The organism is Anaerotignum neopropionicum, assembly GCF_001571775.1.
Lineage (GTDB): Bacteria > Bacillota > Clostridia > Lachnospirales > Anaerotignaceae > Chakrabartyella > Chakrabartyella neopropionicum.
This window is the reverse complement of record NZ_LRVM01000012.1, coordinates 1-19,246: the sequence shown is the minus strand read 5'-3', so window position 1 is coordinate 19,246 and position 19,246 is coordinate 1. Positions and strand designations below refer to the sequence as shown.

The following is a 19,246-nucleotide window of genomic DNA, read 5'->3' as shown; positions in this document are numbered from 1 at the left end:
ATTATGAGAATCAGAAAAAAGCCTTGGGCGGAAGCGGAGCTAGAAAATAATAGTAGAGTAATTCAAAATGGGCCGACGAAAAAAGGCAAGTGGGCGTCGTTTTTTGGAAATGAAAATCCAATTTATGTAGAAATAGGCTGTGGCAAAGGTGGTTTTATCACAAAGAATGCCCAGGCATATCCTGAAATAAATTTTATTGGAATTGAAAGGCAGCAATCTGTAATTGCTCTTGCAGCAAGGAAAACGGATGTGGAATTATCTAATTTGGCTTTAATTTGGGAGAATGCTGCCAACCTTTCGGATTTGTTTGAGGTGGGAGAATTTCAAAGGCTTTATTTGAATTTTTCCGATCCTTGGCCGAAAAAGAGAATGTATAAACGCCGTCTAACCTATCGTGGTTTTTTGGAAAGCTACCGCGAAATTATGGGAAACCATGGGGAAGTGTTTTTTAAGACAGACAATCGCAATCTTTTTGAATTTTCGCTCAATGAATTTTGTGCAGACAATTGGAAGCTATCTAATATTTCTTTGGATTTGCACCAAAGCGATTACGAGGGAAATATTATGACGGAATATGAAGAAAAATTTTCTGCTCAGGGGATGCCCATTTATCGTTTGGAAGCTCGATATGACAAATAATGTAGTTGAAGCTATGTAAAAGAGGGAGCCACTTAAAAGTGACTCCCTTTAGACTGTCGACAAAGTCAAAATCTTGATAGCTTTGCCCTCAAACACCCACAAGGGTTTCACCTTGGACCCGTTACAAACCTCATGAACATGCGGTTTGTATAAAAGTTTTTGGTCTTGCTTTTTTCAAAAAGCAAGCTGGTTTGGGCGGCGTCCAAGGTTTTTTCACAGTCTGACGGTATTGATATAGGAATATCAATACCGCAAAATACGCAGAATATGTATGTAATTAATTTTCTTCTTCGGTGGTTGGATGGGGGAAGTTTTCGGCTCTTGCCTTAAACTCCATAGGCATTGGATCATCATTAACCACTAAGGAGGTTAAAAAGGAACCATAAAGACGATTCACATTTTTACGCCAATTTCTGCAAATCTGCTGAGCCTGCTGCTTCGATACAACGGAAACGCTGATTTCCATAAGCAAGCCGCCATCATCATCGCAAAGACCACATTTGACAAGGAAATCCCCACTGAATTCAGGAAAATAGTTTGCTGTCACTGCATATTCGGCTCGAATACGCTTGTTATTATCTTTTACATAAATGCTGATGTCCTCTTTTACGCTTTCTTTTACATGGTTTTGAAAATAATTGATAACCTCTTCCCCTTCGTCGGTAAGGGTGTAGCGTGTATTATTGTGTTCCTTTGTTTTTTCTAACCAGCCTGCGTCTACTAATTCCGCAAGATATTGCTGGACAGAAAAGTAATCCATATATTCTTTATTCAACAAAAACTGACAAATTTCGCTATTAGAAAGGGAGATCCCCATTTTTTGCACTAAGTGCAATATAATCAGTTTGTGTTCCGCTAATTGTCGAATGGGATCAGCCACAGTCAGTTCTCCTTTCAAAAACATTTTATATTTTATCATAAAATTACAAAAAATAATAGGGCTAATTTTAAGGACAATAGGAATCGCCCTGATGGATTTGCTTTTTTCTCAGCAATTGATGCACGCTGTTTAAAACATCGCGTTTATGTAAGCTCCATAAAGGTGCCAAAAGAATACTTTTATCTCCATCCCCTGTGAGGCGGTAAATGACAATATCTGGCCGCAGGCGGGAAATACATTGACATAAAATTTCTAAATACGCATCTTTTTCCAACGGAATATAATTCCCCGCTTCATAAAGCACCGCCAAATCCGTATGGGCAAGCACATGGAGCAGCTGTAATTTTATACCGTGTATTGGCAAACGGTTTAAAAAATCTATTGTTTTTAGCATATCCTCCCCAGTTTCGCCGGGGAGCCCTAAAATTACATGGGCAACCACAGGAATGTGAAGATAATGTAGTTTTTTCACACCTTCCACAAAGATTTGATTGGAGTAGCCGCGGCGAATGGATTCTGCCGTGGCTTCATTGGCTGTTTGCAGACCTAATTCTACCCATACTTTTGTCTTGCAAGAAAGCTCCTGCATTAAATTTAAGACCTCATCCCCCAGGCAATCGGCACGGGTTGCAATGGAAATTCCAGAAATATCAGGCTGTGCCAAGGCTTCTTCGTATTTTAGCCGTAATACCTCCACAGGAGCGTAGGTGTTGGTAAATGCCTGAAAATAGGCAATATAGCAAGCCTTGGGCCATTTTTTCTGTGTTTGAGCCTTCCCCTTTTCAATTTGCTGGGCGATGGTGAGGGCAGCATCCTCGGCAAAATCCCCCGAACCGCCGGCACTGCAAAAAATACAGCCTTTGGTGGACAGGGTTCCATCTCGATTTGGACAGGTGAAACCGCCGTCTAAAGAAATTTTAGCGGTTTTTTTGCCAAATATATTTCGGTAATACTCATTTAGGCTTTGGTATGGGTACTGCGCCATGGGAAAAGCTCCTTTCATCGTGCTAAGAAGGATTGTTTTGCCGCAGTCCTTCACATAACGTCATGACGGCTTGCCATTTGCCATCGTCCTTGGCGGCATGGCGTATCAAAAGGAGGAAATCAGCCTTACTGCTTTCCAGAAAGGAATGGGCAAGATAAGGAGAATCCTCTTCTTTATAGGCAGATAAAAAAAGCTGTAAGCTCTCTTCGGTAATTGCCAAAGGGATACAGTTTTCCATTTCTATAAGAACTTCTTCCACTGTTTCATCACCGCAAGGGCACTTTGCAAAATAGTAGTAAAAGCTGCGACTATCAAAAAAACATACATGGGAGGGCGGAAAATTTCTTCCGTCGGTCATGGTTTCACGCAATAAATTTAAGTAGCCACAGAGTTTTTTATGGCTGAGTGTTTGCTTCAAAATAATCACCTCAAAACCTTTGGGTTTTGAAAGTAATATGTGCTTGATTGAGAAAAATAATGATGTCAGTTTTTTACTCTATCCAAAGTTTTAGTTCTTTTAACAACGCGGCATTGTCCTCCGGCAAAAGAATGCAGAAGCGCAAATAGTGTTCGTCCAAAAAAGTAAAGGAGGATGCATCACGGATGAGCATTTTCTTTTGGATTAATTTTTCATAAAGTCCATCTGCCGTGATTTTATCCGTCAAAAGCTTCATTAAAATAAAGTTTGCAGAGGAGGGGAAAACCTTCACATTTTTCCAAGTTGCAAGCTCGTCCAATGCTTTTTTTCGTTCCTTGGAAATAAGCTCCTGCGTTGTGGTGTGAAAATCGGTGTCAGAGAATATTTTTTCCCCGGCAAAGGCAGCCAGGCTGTTTACGCTCCAAGGGTCTTGATTTGTTTTTAATCTCTCCAAGAAGCCTTGATTGGAGGAAATGCCGTAGCCCAAACGAAGCCCGGGAGCGGCAAAAAACTTTGAGGTTCCCCGCACAACAAATAAATTATCGAATTTTTTTACCAAAGGGATGGCACAAATTTCCTTTAGGTTGTCAGAAAACTCTATATAGGTTTCGTCAATCATAATGGAAGCGCCCGTTTTTTTTGTGTGCTGCAAAACCTTTTCCAGTTGTAAGGTGGTGAAGGCAGAACCCGTGGGATTATTTGGGTTGCAAATAATCACCATGCCCACATCCACCGTCAAAGCCTCAAGCAGCGCTGTTAAATTAATGGAGAAGTTGTCCTCCTCCTTTAACGGGAAATAGGTAAAGGTGCCGCCGCAAAGGGTGACCTCTCTTTCGTATTCGGAGTAGGAGGGCCCAATAATAATGCTTTTTTTTGCATGCACCGTTTGAATAAAGGTGGAAATCAGCTCGGTAGAACCGTTTCCAACTACAATGTGTGCAGCCTTTGCCCCAGTGTATTTCGCAATGGCTTGTCTTAATGAGGTATAGCTTTTATCGGGGTAGGTGGAAACAATGCTTAAATTTTGGGCTAAAGCCTTTTCGGCTGATTTGGGGAAACCCAGGGGATTAATATTTCCACTGAAGTCTTTGATTTCTGTTTTTGAAATGCCATACTTTCTTTCAATAGCGTCTAAATCCCCGCCATGTTGATGAACCAGCTGCATCATCATACGCTCCTTTTCACTAAAAAATCTCATCTATTTTTTCTATCTCAGTCACCTTTGAGCTTTGCGCCTTAATGCGAGGGTAGAGGATATAGGGATCTCCAGGGGAAATATCCACAACCTCAATTTGGAGTTGTGTTGCTTTTGGCAAGGAAAGGAAAAAAACATCCCCCTTGTCCAGCCATAAATCCTCCAGTGTTTTGTCCGTCGTCTTATTGATGCTTCTTTTTGAACCGAATGGAGAATAATCCATAGGAAAATTATTTTCATCCGGCACGCTAAGAAGATAGTCCACCTCGTCCTCCATGGAAAAAGCGGCGGCTAAATCCCCGCAAAATTCATCCAAGGAAGTTGCACGCTCAATTTCTATGATTTTCCAAAAATCGGGGTCATCTTTTAGGAATACGCATAGGGTGAGAATATCTTTTTCTGGGCCCATGTAAAAGACATGTTCAAAACGGTTAATTTCAATTTCTCGCTCCAGCGCTTCAATAATCTGGTCGTAAGAAAGCTTATTTGGCATGATATATTTTTCTTCTTCTTCCATTTCACAGTCAAAAAGCGTCTGCCCTAATGGAGTGAGGGAATAATAGCTGGGCGGACTAAATAACTCCGCACCAATATTATGCTCCATAATCAGAAGAGCGGATAAATTATTTACCTGATGGAAGAAATTGATGGGTGAAAATGAAATTGGACGGATAATCCCAAAAAAACAACTCATTGGATAAAAAAACCATTTATCAATCATTATGCCCGTAAAAAGAAAAGAGGAAATAATCGCCTTATCATCTTCAGTTAAGTCATTTGGCTGGGTTTGCCATATTTTTTCAATGTCAATATCCACCCCTTTATAAAAATCAATAAAAATATGATCCGTTTCTGCCGGGGCAAGTAGGCAATCCTCAAAGAAAGCAGGGGTTGCGACACCTTGATCTAAATCCATAGAAATGGAAAACCGTTCTGCAGCCAATTCGCAGGCGGCTTCCACAGCATCTTTTAATATGAACTCGTTACTCTGTCCAAAGAATGTGTCGCAATAGGGTGCGCGCTGCACTTTTTTTGTATGAATAGCGGGCAGGTAAACAAAGAGTCCAATTCTCCATGCAAGACGAGTTAAATATTCCAAATAAAACTCATTTTCATGGGAAAGCTCTTTTAAAAGTGTTTTTCTGTCTTCTTCGACAAAAAAAAGATCCTCATCCATTTTGCGATCGGGTACACAAAAATCCGTAATTTTACGCAAATCCTCAACAAAGGGATGATGCTCCAGGGAATAAGAAAGTAGAGTAAAGGTACATTCTTTCAAATCCCCTCCCTCTGGGCATAAGTGGAGTGCATATTGAAACTCCACTCCCTCACTTGAAGTTTCCAAATCCTGGGAGATAATATTTGCCGGAGATAAAAGGGTGTCTGCTGCAATGGCGGTATAGTACCACTTGGAAAAAGCCAAGGGAGCTACGTTTTTTAAGCCGTTTAAGCAGGATTTATCCATATGGGCATACATAGAGGTGTAGCCGTTTAAAAATAAGCTCAGCAAATGGTTATGCCGCTGCTGGGTAATTTGTTCTTGCTTCATTAAAAAGCTCCTTTTGGGAATTTTATTTATATTAAAATCAAAGAATATAAAACACTGTCTAATCAAAAGCTTCAAAGGAAAATAGTGAATCCGTTGAAAATACTTTTGATAATTCTTTGCGAAAAGTATTGTCTTTCTCTTTATCTAAAAATATAATTAAGTAAAGATGGTTAAAATTTATTTTAACAGAAAAAAGGGCAAAATGAAACATGAAATGAGGAAAATACTTTAGCAATTTGCACTGTATGGATACAAAGGGGTATTTGTTTTTGTGCAAAAGACAGATTTCAAAAAAGTTGTGCATATTTTAAGCGGTTACTGTTGAAAAGTAATATAAAATATGTTATATTCCTTGTATTGAAAACAAATGTTTTTGCTAAAAAAACAGGAGGAGAAAAAGTGAAGGAAGATAAAAATTTTTTTATTGTGGATAAAAGTGTATTGCCGGAAATATTTTTAAAGGTGATGGAAGTCAAAAACCTTTTAGAAAGTAAAAAAGAAAAAACGGTGCAAGACGCTGTGAGCAAAGTGGGGATCAGCCGAAGCGCGTTTTATAAATATCGGGATGCTGTCTTCCCTCTTTATGAAAACACAAGAGGCAAAACAGTTACGATTTCTATGAACCTAGATAATACTCCCGGCTTGCTGTCGGCTGCCTTAAATGGTATTGCCACAGAAGGTGCAAATATTTTGACGATTAATCAAACAATTCCCATTAATGGCATCGCCAATGTTACCATAACCATTGAAACAAATGTGATGCAGGGGGAATTCAGTCGCTTGATTAACCGAATTGAAGGGCTGCAAGGAGTGCAGTCATTGAGGATTATCGGTAGAGAATAAATTTTATTGATTCATGTATCAAAAAAATTGATTTTTAAGGCTCCTCTTGGGGGAGCTTTGTTTTGCCCAATTTTTCCAATGAAATATTGTAATTTTTTGATTTGTACCATATATAATTGTTGTAAGAAGTGGAGGTTAGCATTATGATACATATTAGGATTCCTGCGACATCGGCAAATATGGGGCCAGGTTTCGACTGCATCGGTGTTGCGTTGGAATTATATAACCATCTTTGGGTTGAGGAAATACCAAAAGGACTGCGTATTGAAGTAAAGCGTAAACAGGAAATTGAAATCCCCATGGATGAAAGCAACTTGATTTATCAAACCATGAAGTATTTTTATGATCAAAAGGATCTTACAATGCCAGGAGTGCACCTGATTCAGGAGGATTATATTCCTATGGTCAGGGGTTTGGGCAGCAGTGCGGCTTGTATTGTTGGCGGCTTGATTGCAGCCAATGAATTGGCAGGCAGACCTTGCGATAAAGAGGAGCTTGCTCAAATGGCTGCAAAGCTTGAGGGGCACCCCGACAATTCCAACCCTGCTATTTTCGGTAGTATGGTTGTTGGTGCACAGGATGAAGAAAAAATGATGCATGTGCGCCTTGATTTGCCTGAGGATTTGGTTTTTGCTATTATGGTACCAGAGTTCCCTGTTTCCACAGCCAAGGCCAGAGGGGTATTGCCCGAAGGATATTCTCGCAAAGAGGTTGTGTTTAACGTATCCAGAGGGGCTTTATTAGTAGCGTCCGTGATGAGCGGTAAGCTTGAAAATCTGTCCATGGCTATGGAGGATAAAATCCATCAACCCTATAGAAGTCAGTTGATTCCCAATATGGGGCGGATTTTTCAACAGGCGAAGGAGTATGGAGCTTTGGCTTCCTATTTAAGTGGTGCCGGCTCTACGCTCATGGCTATGGTAAAAAAGGAACAGTCTGAACAGTTCCAAAAAGAAATGTCTGAATATTTGCAAACCCTTCCCGACCATTGGCAGTTGACGCTTTTAAAGGCGGATTTAGAGGGTGCAAAGGTAGAGACAGAATAACAGGAGGAAAGAACGATGTTAATTGTGCAAAAATATGGCGGCAGTTCTGTTGCCAATGCAGAGAGAGTCTTTAATGTTGCCAGAAGAATTTTGAAAGCAAAAGAGGAAGGTAACGATTTGGTTGTTGTTTTGTCTGCCCAGGGAAAAACGACGGATGGGTTGATTGCGAAGGCAAAGGAAATTAACCCGAAAGCAAGCAGGCGGGAAATGGATATGCTTTTGGTAACTGGAGAGCAGCAGTCTGTTGCGTTAATGGCAATGGCAATTAATGCTTTGGGTGGCAGAGCTATTTCATTAAATGGCGTGCAGGTTGGTATTGAAACAACAAATAATTATAGCAATGCAAGAATTCGTAAAATTCAAACAGAGCGTATCGAAAATGAATTGGAAAGAGGCAATGTTGTTCTTGTGACAGGGTTTCAAGGTGTAAATACCCTTGGAGATATGACAACCTTGGGCAGAGGTGGTTCCGATACATCTGCGGTAGCCTTGGCAGCCGCTTTAAATGCGGATGTTTGCGAAATTTATACCGACGTTGACGGTGTTTATACTGCGGATCCAAGAGTGGTGAAGGATGCGCAAAAACTTGATGAAATCAGCTATGATGAGATGCTGGAATTAGCATCTTTAGGGGCGAAGGTTCTGCATTGTCGCTCCGTTGAAGTGGCGAAAAAATATAATGTAAAGTTATCAGTGCTTTCCAGTATGACAGATGCAGAAGGTACACAGGTGAAGGAGGAATGTAAGATGGAGAGAATGCTCATTAGCGGTGTGGCAGCAGATAAAAATGTATCCCGTATTTCTATCATAGGTGTTAAGGACGAGCCTGGTAAGGCTTTTGAAGTATTTGCATTAATGGCCAAAGAAAAGGTTAGTGTAGATATTATTCTTCAATCAACGGGTCGTGATGGAAGACAGGATATTTCCTTTACCATTGGCAAGGACGATTTGGATATTGCCTTAAAGGCGTTGGAAGACAGTAAGGAAAGATTAACAGCAGAAGCCATTCAGCATGATGACAATGTTGCGAAATTATCTATTGTAGGTGCAGGTATGGCTTCAAACCCCGGTGTTGCCGCTATGTTCTTTGAAGCAATGTATGACGCTGGTGTAAATATTCAGATGATTTCTACATCCGAAATTAAGATTACCGTTTTGATTTCAGAAGAAGATATTGATACTGCAATGATAGCAGTTCATGATAAGTTTAAAAATGTTTCTGTAAATATGAGAAAGAATTAATTGATAAAAAACAATTGATAAAAAAGGTATCCTAATTGATTGAGGATACCTTTTTAATATGATTGAGAATTTTTGGGAGGTCACCGGAGATTATTTCAATAAACAGCAAGACTTACTTGGTCAGAGGGATTTTGACCATGTGTAGGGTACGTGTTTTTAGTCATTACAGCCATATTTGTTCATAAAGAAATAATGCTGCTGATTTAAATGATCTCGTGCGATATCCAATGCTTCACCGAAACGCTGGAAGTGAACGACCTCTCTTTCCCGTAAGAAACGAAGGGGTGCCAATACATCAGGGTCGTCGGTTAAATCGATGAGATATTCATAGGTGCTGCGGGCTTTTTGCTCTGCTGCCATATCTTCATATAAATCCGTAATAGGATCACCTTTGGATTGGAATGCACAAGCACTAAAGGGAACGCCTGCTGCGGATACGGGATAAACACCCAGACCATGATTTACATAATATGCATCCAGTCCGGAATCGATAATTTGATCCTTGGTTAGGCCTTGGGTTAACTGATGGAAAATGGTTCCCATCATTTCTGCATGAGCAAATTCTTCGGTTGCAATATCATTTAAGGTGGCTTTTGCCTCAGGAGTTACCATTGTGAATTTTTGGCTGAGATAGCGTAAGGATGCCCCAAGTTCGCCATCTGGTCCCCCTTATTCCAATAGGGTACCATCATTCATAAATTAAAAACAGCTCTAAGCTGTCATTGCATTTATTGTAAATTACTTTCTCTACAACCGTTTTAAATATGGCTCTTTTAGTCCTCATGCTTACATTTTCATCCTGTAGTATGGAAATTATATCTAGCAGCTGGGAAGAAAAGGCAGAATAATCAAGGGGCTCGCATTGTTTCTGCTTTGCTGTGTTTAATCTTTCTGATAATAGTTGCAATTCTGCCTCCACTGCTAATTTGGTTTGACTGTATTCCTCCAAGGTATCAATGCCCATAAGGTATGCTTCTTTTGCTTTTGTCATTCTTACTTTTGTTTTATTTATCATATGTTCCAGTGGTTGAATTTTATCTATTTCTAAATTGAGCCTATGTATATGATACTTTTGCGGCGTCCCTTTTCCCATGGCTGCTTCATGCAGTGCTTGAAAGAGAGCGGGAAAAAGTCGATTTGTAGAAAGAGAATGGGACACAGGGCATTGTCCATGGTTATAGCCACCACATTGTAAATGAAACGCTTCCCCTTTTTTATATTTTGTAGAAATGACAAGGCTGCGACCACAGGAGGAACACTTAATCATGCTGCTGATCCAATGTTTCCCTTCAGTTTCCGGGCGCTTGTGGGAGTAATGAGTTTTCTTTTCTTTAGTAATTTTATTTGCAGCGGCTTCCCATAGTGCTTCGGAAACCAACGGTTCCCAAGTGCCTTTTGCAATCACACAATTGGGGTTGCTGAAATCTCTGCAAATTGGCCCGCTTGGTGTCCATCGGGAATAGCCTTTGTAAACGGGGTTATTCAAAATATATTGAATTGTCCTGTTTTCAAAAGTTCCGCCGCGATGGGTAAGAAAACCCATTTGATTCATGTGTCGGCTAAGGGAAAACATACTTTCATTTCCCCAGGCGTAAGCCTCAAAAATAAAGCGAACCATGGCCGCCTCTTCTGCAATGGGGGTGAGGATTTTATTTTTCATGGAGTAGCCGAAGGGGGGGGATGCTTGATATTCACCCAGCTGGGCTTTTTTTGCCATGGTTTTTTTTACTTCTTCTGCTAAATTAAGGGAATAGTATTCAGCCATAGCTTCAAGCATGGATTCATAAATGACTGCAAATTTATCATCTTGTGGAATGGGTTCTTTTACGGAAATTACTTTTACACCGTCTTTTTTGAGTAATGCCTTATATAGAACGGCATCTTCTTTATTTCTGGCAAAACGGTCATACTTATGGACAATGATGCATTTGATTTTATTCTGCTTCTTTCTTGCTTGACGGATCATTTCTTGAAAGCCGGGGCGTTTATCTGCGCTTCGGCCTGAAATCCCTTCATCCTTAAAAATAAATTCTTTAGGGATAAGGAAACCATTTTTTTCAGCATAAGAAAGAATATCTTCCAGTTGTACAGTAGGTGAGTATTCGGTTTGTTCATCTGTAGAAACACGAATATAAGCAGCAGCAATAACCATAAAAAACCTCCTTTATTTTTTTTGTATGGCAAATAAAGCGGTCTTATGATAAAATTTGCTTTTTGGGGCGGAGTGTACAACGGTATGATCGTTGTACATTTATTTTGTTGGTAGGGGTTTGGGGATATTTTATTTTACAATATTTAATAATTGCCTTGCCAACAACGCTTGTTTTGGTCATTTCTGTATCAAACACGCAATATGGCTGTCAGCAGAAGGTATCTCTTATGTAGCCCATAAAAAGGCTATGAAAAAGAATGGATTGTGGAAAAAATGCCTAGGCTTTGCTTGAATGAATCCTCGCATAGGACAATTCTTGTGGAACATACCATGAAACAGGAGGTGTTAGCTATGCAAAAACCACTTAAAGTCAATATATACGTTTGCATGAAAGATAAAACAGTACCTTATAATACATTGTCATCAGATGAAAAAATGGAGCTAGGAATTCGCTTAAATCGAAGAGGTTTGCAGGCTGCTGCAAGGGTAGAGGGCTATGAATTGGAATTTTTTGACCTGACGGAAGCTGATATAGGTATCGAATAATGGGCCAAGTCCTATATGCCGAACAAGTCTATTGATAAGAAAAGATATTTTTATGAAAGCAACGGGAATACCCAACAGTAAAAAAGGAGCCGAAGCTCCTTAATTAGTCATCTCCACGAAGTAGGTTTTCCGCATAATCTTTTAGGCTTTCAAAAGAGTTAACGCCATTTGCCCGAGAGCTTATTTGCTCGCGCACATAATCGGGTAGTTTATCAAAGTAGTGTTTCGCGTTTGAATCGTTTTTAAACAATTCGTACATATTAGAAAATTTCTGCATTTTATCACCTCTGGTTTTATAGGTCTTGCAGATCTGCAGCGGGCATATTGTTTTCCATGTTGTCCCTCGCTAGGTCTGTATCGATTACAGGGTATGATTTGGAGATGGGTTTTTCAACTTCGCCGTCTATTGTGGGCTGTCTTTTCTTTTCATCCATTTTATTCACCTCGGACTTATAATAACCAGAAGGGATAAAAATATGTTCCTTTGACATATTAAAATTTTTAAAAAATATAAGTAAAATGAAAAAGCCACTCCGAAGAGTGGCCTTGTAAAGGTTTATATTGCGCAAACATTAACAGCGCGTGTTTTGCGGCTGTCCTTAGGATCAGCTTCTGTATCAAAAGATACTTTCTGTCCTTCGTTTAAGGATTTAAATCCATTGGACTGAATGGAAGAGAAATGTACAAATACATCATCTCCACCATTGTCGGGTGTGATAAATCCAAAACCTTTTTCTGCGTTAAACCATTTTACTGTACCGTTATTCATAATCAGTACCTCCTAAAAAATTTTATCTCGGTCATATAAGAAAAGCTCTTAAATCGTAGTCGACATTAATTATCGACTAGAACTTAAGAGCGAATAATCATACATACGAAACACGTTTAGTATACACCAATTAAAATGAAATGTCAAATAAAATTTTAAAAAAAATAAATTAAATTTTGACATATGGAAAAAATTGATTATTCATTTTTATTTGTGGATCTGCGTACCAAAATGGCACTTATGGCATCGCTCAATAAATCTAAGTCCGCCGAAAGCTTTTCTAATTCGTTGTCGGGAAGAAATTCGGATATTTTGCAGGCAAGTATTGTGATCGATACAACATCGGGGCAGTTTTCCATGAAATCACCTCTATGTAATATATGAAGAAGCAAGAGAAAATAAAACCAAAAGTGCTCGGCTATTTTTGGCGCATTTGGGAGAAGGGTAAGATGATAGGAAACAGCAGCTGAAAATTTATCAAAAAGACGATTTACCATATTTCATTGTGGTGTTTCCCGAGTATGAAGCTTTCGACTCTCAGATTTGACAGCACAGGTGGGGAGATGCGGTGGCTAGACAAAGATAGCTTGAAAGGTATTAGGTGGAAATAATTAAAAGAATAGTATATAATTATAAAAACATAAGACAGGTTTATTTTGAACCGATTTTACATTGGAAGTATTTTTTGGAGAAGATGGAATGTTTACAACTTACAGCTTTGATTAATCAAAATTTAAGAATTATAGGGGGACGAAGCTTTGAAAGAAAATCCAACACACGCTGCATTAATTGTCATAGATATGGAAAATGGGTTTATTGAACCCAAAAGTGCCCATTGTATTCATGGGGCTGCAGCAACTGTTCCTAATTGTATAAAGGCAATCGGTACGGCGCGATCTATTGGAATCCCAATTTTTTTTGTAAAGCGGATCTATCGCACAGATGGCAGTGACGTAGAGTTGACACGTTATGAAAAATGGAAAGCCGGCGGTCGCGCCATGACGCCCGGATCAAAAGGATTTGATAGTGCGGAGGCGCCGGAGGGTATGAAGCCTATTTCGGGAGATTATACCATAATTAAACCTCGGTGGAGTGCTTTCTTTCATACAGAGCTGGATTTAATTCTGCGCCGACTGGAAATAAAGACGGTAATTCTCATTGGAACCACAACCCCGAATTGTATCCGGACGACAGCTTTTGATGCAGATGCCTTGGAATATAATGTGGTTATTCTGGAAGACTGTTGCTCTTCCCAGACGGCGGAGATTCAAAAGGCGAATATTGATGATCTTCAGCGAATGGGAGCTGCGATTATGAGCTGCACTGAATTTGAACGTTATAGCACCAAGAATGTACCAGATCAACATGACCAAGTTCATAGAGAAATGTTGCAGGACAATCATGCCCCGGAACCCTTTACGGAAAAACATTTTTGGACAGATTTCTGGTGAAAGATTTAAAAAAAGCATGGATTGTAGAAAAATCAAATTGATCCTATGTAAAATACCAAATCGGCTCAATTCAATCAGGGCATGAGTGTGAATGATTGAGAGAAAAAGGAAAAGCAACCATTATACGGAAACGGCGCAGGGGGGATTTACAGATAAAAAGTTATACCCTATTGGAGTAAGCACCCCCATACTGTTCAATCATGATTTTTGCCAACCGAGCATCAGGTTTTTTAATACTAACCGGGAATTCTAATTTTTTTTCGTAAATCCACATTTACAAGCACTCCTTTCCGGCCAAAGTTACATTGGCTATTTTTTGCCAAGGCCAAGGATTGTCTTTCCATTGCCATTGACTTGTATCGGCTGCATAGCTGCGGAAGGAGCAAAGTGGGCCATAGGCATCTTCAAATTTTAAACGAAGTGCGTCTGCCGCGGTGATTACCTGATTATATGAATCAATTGCTTCGGCATTGTCTGGGTGAGTGTTTAAAAAAAGACCTAAGTCGAGAGAAATAAAGTCCAATTCCATTAACTTTGTCAACATGTTATCTTGCGTCATCGTCTAAACCTCCCTTAGCAAATCGATATAGGTGCCAACCTGAACAATAAGGCACAATTAGGTCATAAAATGCTGTTCCGCAAACAAGACTTTGCGTTTGACCCAAAGGAGTGGTGAATGGTTGAAATGGGACGTAAGCCTGTGCTAGTTCCATGGATTCTTCAATGATACCATTATATTCAGGAATTTTTCGTTCAGGCATTTGCCCAACAGAGGGATATTTGTTGGAAACGAAGTCAGTGCACATTTCCTTCATAGAGAAAAGCCTCCTTTTTTATTTTTACAATAATATGATATGGAGGTTTTGTATGAAAGTGCAAGGCCTAAAAAAAGATACACTTATCCTATATGGGTGACAAGATAGACAAAAAGTTATGTTTTTTGCAAAACTCCCCACAAGCTGTAGATGCCTGTGCAGGAGAGTTTATTATGTAAACAACAACAAATTCTAGGTTATAAATTTGCATTTAGGTATCTTTGTGTTTTTCGACCTACAACACAAGCCAAAATAATTTTAACAATATCCAGAGGAAGAAAAATGAATGCACCCATGGGTAACGTAGCAAAAAAGCCCGCGTTTGTTACTTTTGCCAACCAAAATGTCCCTATGGTATAAGTTATTATAGTGGCAAGAAAGGTACCAAACATTTGCATTGCATAGGAATTTGGAAATTTGCTGACGAAAAAAGAACTAACTGCGACTAAAATAAGATAACCAACTAAATATCCGCCGCCGGGGCCGGCAAATTTGGCGAAACCTGCAGTGTAGCCAGAAAAGACGGGGATACCAATGGAACCGATGAAAAGGTACAAAGCAGTGGCTGCAATCGCTTGTTTTGGAGTCAAAATATAGACGGACAAATAAAGGGCAAAGGTGCAAAGGGTCAATGCCACTGGGCTGAGGGGAAGGGGAATGCTAATTGGGGCTAAAATACAAATTATGGCTGTCATAAGTGCAATTTTTGTTAATTCTTTTGTTTTCATAGTGATCTCCCTTTCGTGTGTTTTGTATGGATTGTAAACTGGGCACTGTCATTTGTCAACCAAATTTTAAATTATGGTTTACAATTGCAAACATAGAAAAATAAAAGACGAAATCAGCAAATTATGATAGAATAAAGTAAGTTTATTTGGAAGGATGGTTTTGATGTGTAGAAAATGCTATCAATGCGGACAAGAGGTTGGACAAGAAGATGTTTACTGCACAAATTGCGGTAGTTTATTGATACAAAATAAAAATGAGAACGAAGATATTGAAAAGCAGAGCGCTTTTTCTAAGCTTGGCATGTATGATCCTTTATCTTTAGGGGATTATATGTTTATTGGGTTAATTTTAATGATTCCGGTTGTAAATATTGTTTTTTTGCTAATTTGGGCCCTTGACAGCCATGGAAATTTAAATAGAAGAAATTTAGCAAAAGCGGGACTGATTTATTTTGGGATAGGTATTGCTTTAACAGTTATTCTGGGAATTGGCCTAGTGAGAGCTGTTATGCTAGATCAGCTGGTTTATCCTGGCGGGCAAACATATGATTATAAAATTGAGCATCCTGATTTTGATGACTGGATAGATTTGCCCTACAAAGCTGATGAAACCTAAAAACTCTACATTTGTATTAGGATGCTTCTTTAATTATTAAGTTTTCAAGGATACTTTCGTGTCGGTTATAGAATTTGGACCGTAAGTCATATTTTTCCCTATTGTTTTATTATGAAGACTTAATTATTCCAGTTCTTACCCCAGCTCAATGGTTTAGAAAATGAAGTGGCAGCAGCCTTATACAAAAAAATGTGTTGATGTAAGAGTTGAAGGATACCATTCTTTGCTATGTGGAGGGGTATGGATACAAACTTGCTTTGGAATGAAAATTTAAGGGCCGGACGTAATATTATAAAGAAAAATAGTAATAAATATTTCGGTTAAAAAAAAGACAAGGCAGAGCCGAAACAAAGCAAATTTACAAAAAAAAATATCAATCTGTCAGCTTTTGAACATGTTTTTCGTTAATTTTTTCGTTTTTCAATATGCATTTGAAAATTGCTGTATTAAAAATAATAAGGTATTGCCGGCATCCTTTTTTGTCTTTTGAGATTGAAAAATGGTTGAGAATCCAGTAAAGTTTAACGTTTTTTTAAGATTAAAAAAAGGTGAGAATCTGCAAAAAATATTTTGGTAGTATTGACTAGAAGTTGTAAGACAATAGATTGTGAAAAATAATTGTTTCTATGCGAAATATATTGACATAGAAAAGACAATAGTGTAAAGTGAAGAAGGACTAAGAAAGTGGGGATTGCACGTACCTTTGTGGGGATGTGTACTTTTTTAGAGCATATATCTTGCATACTAAGTATTAGAACGGACATGCGGTGCTGTATTTGTAAAATACAAATTTTGCAACACATGGATCATAGGAATTATGGCAACATAAGCAAGGAAAGCGGGATATATGTATTTTATTGAAGTGCAACTTGCGATATAGCTTTTGTGGTTTACTAAATGATAATGCGGCCAAAAATACGGCGGTATTACCATAAAACGTCGCCATTTTTTATGTAATATTTATTAACAAATGGGTTGACATTTTTTAAACAAAAATGGTATATTCATGAAGGACAAGCGGCAGGACTTTTATTGTTGCGCAAGCAACTCGAAAAAGAATGGTGCAGATGTCTGGCGGCAGCGTAAAAGGAAGTTGTAGGCTATTAATAAAATAGTCGATGGCCCGCATCGATTATTTTAAAATTTTTTAAAAATAGGAGGAATATTAAATGGATTTCAAATTAACAAAATCTCAAGTGCTTCAGCAAGAGTTGTTCAGAAAATTTGCTGAAACAGAAATCAAACCCATAGCTAAGGATATGGACGAGTCTGAAGTATATGATCAGGGCCTTGTAGCAAAACTGCAGAAGGCTGGTATGTTCGGTATTCCTTACTCCAGAGAATACGGCGGCCAGGGCGCAGATGTTCTGACTTACACATTGGCTATGGAAGAAGTATCTAAAGTTGATGCATCCACAGGTATCACTCTTTCCGTACACACATCCCTTTGCTGCTCTTGTATTAACGAATTTGGTTCAGAAGAACAGAAGCAAGAATTCTTAAGACCATTGGTTGATGGTACAAAGGTTGGTTGTTTTGGTTTGACAGAGCCCGGCGCTGGTACAGACGCTTCCGGCGTTCGTACAGAAGCTCTTAAGGACGGAGATGACTACATCATCAACGGTACAAAGATCTTTACAACAAACTCCGGCTTTGCTGATACATTTGTTGTTTTTGCTTTGACAGATAAGTCAAAAGGCCCTAAGGGTATGTCCGCATTCGTTTTGGATAGAACAATGCCTGGTATTACCGTAGGTGAAAATATTGAACGTATGGGTATCAGAGCTGCTTCCAACTGTGAAGTTGCTTATGAAAATGTAAGAGTACCTGCAAGCAGAATGCTTGGTAAAGAAGGTCAGGGCTACAAGATTGCTATGACAGGTCTTGCTGGCGGCCGTATCGGTATTGGTGCTCAGTCCGTAGGTATCGCTCAGGGCGCTATCGACGAAGCTATGAAATATGTTAAAGAAAGAAAGCAGTTTGGCAAAACAATCAACAAGTTCCAGAACACACAGTTCAAGCTTGCTGAATGCCAGACAAAGGTTGATGCTGCTAGATTGATGGTTTGGAGAGCAGCAACAGCAAAAGACAATCATGAAAATTATGCTCCTTTGGCAGCTATGTGCAAGCTGTTTGGCTCTGAAGTAGCTAACGAAGTAACAAGAGTTTGTGTTCAGCTGCTTGGTGGCTATGGTTACTGCCGCGAATACCCTGTAGAAAGAGCTATGCGTGATGCTAAGATTACAGAAATTTACGAAGGTACATCCGAAGCTATGAAGATGATTATCTCCGGTGCAATGAAGGTTTGATAAATAGTTTCTGAATCTAGATACGAAGCGAGATACTACTATATTTTGGAAGGAGAACAACTATAATGAAAATCGTTGTATGTATTAAACAAGTACCAGACACAGTTGAAGTTAAAATTGATCCTAAGACAGGCACTCTGATTCGTGACGGTGTACCTTCTATCATTAACCATGATGACAAAACAGGTATCGAGGCTGCGCTTCAGTTAAAAGAACAATTGGGTGGCACAGTAACAGTTGTATCCATGGGACCTCCTCAGGCAGACGTTGCTTTAAGAGAAGCGTTGGCTATGGGTTGTGATGAAGCTTACTTGGTTTCCGCTAGAGAATTCGGCGGTTCTGATACTTATGCGACTTCCGGCATCTTGGCAGCTGCATTGAAGAAAATTGGCTATAATATTATTATCACAGGCCGTCAGGCTATCGATGGTGACACAGCGCAGGTTGGTCCTCAGATCGGTGAAAAATTGCAGGTTCCTCAGGTTTCTTATGTTGAAGAAGTTCAGGAAGCTACAGAAGAATATGTTGTTGTAAAAAGACAATTTGAAGATGGATATCACATCATCAAAATCAAAACACCTTGCTTGTTGACAGCAATCGCTGAATTGGCTACACCTAGATACATGTCAGTAAGAGGTATCGTTGAAGCTTATGAAAAAGACGTTAAGACTTTAGGCTTTGAAGATTTGAAAGATGATCTTGAACTTGACATGATCGGTTTAAAGGGTTCCCCTACAAACGTATATCAGTCCTTCACGAAAGAAGTTAAGGGCGCTGGTACAATTCTGAAAGATTTGTCCGCAGAAGAGGCAGTTCAGGCTATTATCGACAAGTTGGAAGCTAAGTTTATCATCTAATTTGCAAACAACTATTATCGAGCAGAAAGAACTATATACTAAATTTGGAATATAAGGAGGAAACCCTACAATGAGTAAAGGTATTTTTGTAGTTATTGAACAAAGAAGCGGCAAAGTTCAGAACGTAGGTCTGGAATTGGTCGGCGAATCCACAAGATTGAAAGAAGACCTCAAGGACGAAGTAGTAGCAGTCCTGTTAGGTCATG

The 19,246-nt window shown here is 39.2% G+C and carries 21 protein-coding genes and 2 pseudogenes; 9 read left to right on the top strand and 14 right to left on the bottom strand.

Features of this window, described 5'->3' with window-relative positions:
• The first annotated feature begins 3 nt into the window (after window positions 1-3).
• The gene (gene trmB / locus CLNEO_RS13370) at window positions 4-639 is read left to right on the top strand and encodes a tRNA (guanosine(46)-N7)-methyltransferase TrmB (protein ID WP_066090125.1); all 636 of its coding nucleotides are present in this window, start codon (window positions 4-6) and stop codon (window positions 637-639) included.
• A gap of 277 nt (window positions 640-916) precedes the next feature.
• On the opposite strand, the gene CLNEO_RS13365 is transcribed toward trmB, so the two are convergent.
• The 5 genes from CLNEO_RS13365 to CLNEO_RS13345 all read right to left on the bottom strand — a co-directional run bounded on the left by CLNEO_RS13365 (window position 917) and on the right by CLNEO_RS13345 (window position 5,666).
• Window positions 917-1,519, bottom strand: a complete 603-nt coding sequence (locus CLNEO_RS13365; RefSeq protein ID WP_066090121.1) for a DUF4364 family protein — start codon at window positions 1,517-1,519, stop codon at window positions 917-919.
• Between the two features lie 67 nt (window positions 1,520-1,586).
• The gene (locus CLNEO_RS13360; protein ID WP_066090118.1) at window positions 1,587-2,504 is read right to left on the bottom strand and encodes a TIGR01212 family radical SAM protein; all 918 of its coding nucleotides are present in this window, start codon (window positions 2,502-2,504) and stop codon (window positions 1,587-1,589) included.
• 22 nt (window positions 2,505-2,526) lie between these two features.
• Window positions 2,527-2,922, bottom strand: coding sequence for a hypothetical protein (locus CLNEO_RS13355; protein WP_066090116.1), 396 nt, complete (start codon window positions 2,920-2,922; stop codon window positions 2,527-2,529).
• A 73-nt stretch (window positions 2,923-2,995) separates the two neighbouring features.
• The gene (locus tag CLNEO_RS13350) at window positions 2,996-4,120 is read right to left on the bottom strand and encodes a pyridoxal phosphate-dependent aminotransferase (protein WP_242864216.1); all 1,125 of its coding nucleotides are present in this window, start codon (window positions 4,118-4,120) and stop codon (window positions 2,996-2,998) included.
• Window positions 4,107-5,666 carry a hypothetical protein gene (locus CLNEO_RS13345; RefSeq protein WP_066090113.1) on the bottom strand — a complete coding sequence of 520 codons (1,560 nt, stop codon included), beginning with the start codon at window positions 5,664-5,666 and terminating at the stop codon, window positions 4,107-4,109. Before CLNEO_RS13345 ends, CLNEO_RS13350 begins: the two co-directional genes overlap by 14 nt.
• 399 nt (window positions 5,667-6,065) lie before the next feature.
• Between CLNEO_RS13345 and CLNEO_RS13340 the strand changes: the two genes are divergently transcribed.
• From CLNEO_RS13340 to CLNEO_RS13330, 3 genes are all read left to right on the top strand, one after another.
• Entirely contained in the window at window positions 6,066-6,509 is a 444-nt protein-coding gene (locus CLNEO_RS13340) for an ACT domain-containing protein (protein ID WP_066090314.1), read from the top strand.
• Window positions 6,510-6,652: 143 nt separating this feature from the next.
• On the top strand, window positions 6,653-7,555 hold the full coding sequence (thrB, locus tag CLNEO_RS13335; RefSeq protein WP_066090110.1) for a homoserine kinase: 903 nt from the start codon (window positions 6,653-6,655) through the stop codon (window positions 7,553-7,555).
• A 15-nt stretch (window positions 7,556-7,570) separates the two neighbouring features.
• Window positions 7,571-8,797 (top strand): aspartate kinase, encoded by a 1,227-nt coding sequence (locus CLNEO_RS13330; RefSeq protein ID WP_066090108.1) that lies wholly within the window; start codon window positions 7,571-7,573, stop codon window positions 8,795-8,797.
• 156 nt (window positions 8,798-8,953) lie between these two features.
• Here the strand turns inward: CLNEO_RS13330 and CLNEO_RS13325 are convergent.
• Window positions 8,954-9,454: pseudogene (locus CLNEO_RS13325) on the bottom strand (manganese catalase family protein); the annotation flags it as partial.
• 31 nt (window positions 9,455-9,485) lie between these two features.
• Complete coding sequence (locus tag CLNEO_RS13320) at window positions 9,486-10,949, bottom strand: recombinase family protein (protein WP_066090104.1); 1,464 nt, start codon at window positions 10,947-10,949, stop codon at window positions 9,486-9,488.
• Window positions 10,950-11,300: 351 nt separating this feature from the next.
• Between CLNEO_RS13320 and CLNEO_RS13315 the strand changes: the two genes are divergently transcribed.
• The gene (locus CLNEO_RS13315; RefSeq protein WP_066090101.1) at window positions 11,301-11,495 is read left to right on the top strand and encodes a hypothetical protein; all 195 of its coding nucleotides are present in this window, start codon (window positions 11,301-11,303) and stop codon (window positions 11,493-11,495) included.
• A 293-nt stretch (window positions 11,496-11,788) separates the two neighbouring features.
• Here the strand turns inward: CLNEO_RS13315 and CLNEO_RS16145 are convergent, their stop codons facing one another.
• The 3 genes from CLNEO_RS16145 to CLNEO_RS15965 form a co-directional block, all read right to left on the bottom strand.
• The gene (locus CLNEO_RS16145) at window positions 11,789-11,929 is read right to left on the bottom strand and encodes a hypothetical protein (protein WP_164493072.1); all 141 of its coding nucleotides are present in this window, start codon (window positions 11,927-11,929) and stop codon (window positions 11,789-11,791) included.
• A gap of 122 nt (window positions 11,930-12,051) precedes the next feature.
• Window positions 12,052-12,264, bottom strand: a complete 213-nt coding sequence (locus CLNEO_RS13310; protein WP_066090097.1) for a cold-shock protein — start codon at window positions 12,262-12,264, stop codon at window positions 12,052-12,054.
• A 197-nt stretch (window positions 12,265-12,461) separates the two neighbouring features.
• Window positions 12,462-12,623 carry a DUF6774 domain-containing protein gene (locus tag CLNEO_RS15965; protein ID WP_157723590.1) on the bottom strand — a complete coding sequence of 54 codons (162 nt, stop codon included), beginning with the start codon at window positions 12,621-12,623 and terminating at the stop codon, window positions 12,462-12,464.
• 399 nt (window positions 12,624-13,022) lie between these two features.
• Between CLNEO_RS15965 and CLNEO_RS13305 the strand changes: the two genes are divergently transcribed.
• Complete coding sequence (locus tag CLNEO_RS13305) at window positions 13,023-13,715, top strand: cysteine hydrolase family protein (RefSeq protein ID WP_242864215.1); 693 nt, start codon at window positions 13,023-13,025, stop codon at window positions 13,713-13,715.
• 181 nt (window positions 13,716-13,896) lie between these two features.
• On the opposite strand, the pseudogene CLNEO_RS16695 reads toward CLNEO_RS13305, so the two are convergent.
• The 4 genes and pseudogenes from CLNEO_RS16695 to CLNEO_RS13290 form a co-directional block, all read right to left on the bottom strand.
• Window positions 13,897-13,989 (bottom strand): annotated as a pseudogene (locus CLNEO_RS16695) (manganese catalase family protein); the annotation flags it as partial.
• A complete protein-coding gene (locus tag CLNEO_RS13300; RefSeq protein WP_066090094.1) occupies window positions 13,990-14,274 on the bottom strand; it encodes a spore coat protein CotJB in 285 nt (94 codons plus the stop codon).
• Window positions 14,261-14,530 (bottom strand): spore coat associated protein CotJA, encoded by a 270-nt coding sequence (locus CLNEO_RS13295; RefSeq protein WP_066090091.1) that lies wholly within the window; start codon window positions 14,528-14,530, stop codon window positions 14,261-14,263. Before CLNEO_RS13295 ends, CLNEO_RS13300 begins: the two co-directional genes overlap by 14 nt.
• 197 nt (window positions 14,531-14,727) lie before the next feature.
• On the bottom strand, window positions 14,728-15,258 hold the full coding sequence (locus tag CLNEO_RS13290; protein ID WP_066090088.1) for a biotin transporter BioY: 531 nt from the start codon (window positions 15,256-15,258) through the stop codon (window positions 14,728-14,730).
• A 238-nt stretch (window positions 15,259-15,496) separates the two neighbouring features.
• Here CLNEO_RS13290 and CLNEO_RS13285 point away from each other — a divergent pair, with 238 nt between their 5' ends.
• From CLNEO_RS13285 to CLNEO_RS13275, 3 genes are all read left to right on the top strand, one after another.
• On the top strand, window positions 15,497-15,874 hold the full coding sequence (locus CLNEO_RS13285; RefSeq protein WP_157723589.1) for a hypothetical protein: 378 nt from the start codon (window positions 15,497-15,499) through the stop codon (window positions 15,872-15,874).
• Window positions 15,875-17,043: 1,169 nt separating this feature from the next.
• Window positions 17,044-18,183, top strand: coding sequence for an acyl-CoA dehydrogenase family protein (locus CLNEO_RS13280; RefSeq protein ID WP_066090082.1), 1,140 nt, complete (start codon window positions 17,044-17,046; stop codon window positions 18,181-18,183).
• Between the two features lie 65 nt (window positions 18,184-18,248).
• Entirely contained in the window at window positions 18,249-19,040 is a 792-nt protein-coding gene (locus CLNEO_RS13275) for an electron transfer flavoprotein subunit beta/FixA family protein (protein WP_066090079.1), read from the top strand.
• Window positions 19,041-19,246 lie beyond the last annotated feature (206 nt).

Excerpts from the sequence above, each read along its gene's own strand:
- trmB (WP_066090125.1), top strand. The coding sequence starts at position 4 with ATGAGAATCAGAAAAAAGCCTTGGGCGGAAGCGGAGCTAGAAAATAAT.
- CLNEO_RS13360 (WP_066090118.1), bottom strand. The coding sequence starts at position 2,504 with ATGGCGCAGTACCCATACCAAAGCCTAAATGAGTATTACCGAAATATA.
- CLNEO_RS13350 (WP_242864216.1), bottom strand. The coding sequence starts at position 4,120 with ATGAGATTTTTTAGTGAAAAGGAGCGTATGATGATGCAGCTGGTTCAT.
- CLNEO_RS13345 (WP_066090113.1), bottom strand. The coding sequence starts at position 5,666 with ATGAAGCAAGAACAAATTACCCAGCAGCGGCATAACCATTTGCTGAGC.
- thrB (WP_066090110.1), top strand. The coding sequence starts at position 6,653 with ATGATACATATTAGGATTCCTGCGACATCGGCAAATATGGGGCCAGGT.
- CLNEO_RS13330 (WP_066090108.1), top strand. The coding sequence starts at position 7,571 with ATGTTAATTGTGCAAAAATATGGCGGCAGTTCTGTTGCCAATGCAGAG.
- CLNEO_RS13320 (WP_066090104.1), bottom strand. The coding sequence starts at position 10,949 with ATGGTTATTGCTGCTGCTTATATTCGTGTTTCTACAGATGAACAAACC.
- CLNEO_RS13315 (WP_066090101.1), top strand. The coding sequence starts at position 11,301 with ATGCAAAAACCACTTAAAGTCAATATATACGTTTGCATGAAAGATAAA.
- CLNEO_RS16145 (WP_164493072.1), bottom strand. The coding sequence starts at position 11,929 with ATGGATGAAAAGAAAAGACAGCCCACAATAGACGGCGAAGTTGAAAAA.
- CLNEO_RS13310 (WP_066090097.1), bottom strand. The coding sequence starts at position 12,264 with ATGAATAACGGTACAGTAAAATGGTTTAACGCAGAAAAAGGTTTTGGA.
- CLNEO_RS15965 (WP_157723590.1), bottom strand. The coding sequence starts at position 12,623 with ATGGAAAACTGCCCCGATGTTGTATCGATCACAATACTTGCCTGCAAA.
- CLNEO_RS13300 (WP_066090094.1), bottom strand. The coding sequence starts at position 14,274 with ATGACGCAAGATAACATGTTGACAAAGTTAATGGAATTGGACTTTATT.
- CLNEO_RS13295 (WP_066090091.1), bottom strand. The coding sequence starts at position 14,530 with ATGAAGGAAATGTGCACTGACTTCGTTTCCAACAAATATCCCTCTGTT.
- CLNEO_RS13290 (WP_066090088.1), bottom strand. The coding sequence starts at position 15,258 with ATGAAAACAAAAGAATTAACAAAAATTGCACTTATGACAGCCATAATT.
- CLNEO_RS13280 (WP_066090082.1), top strand. The coding sequence starts at position 17,044 with ATGGATTTCAAATTAACAAAATCTCAAGTGCTTCAGCAAGAGTTGTTC.
- CLNEO_RS13275 (WP_066090079.1), top strand. The coding sequence starts at position 18,249 with ATGAAAATCGTTGTATGTATTAAACAAGTACCAGACACAGTTGAAGTT.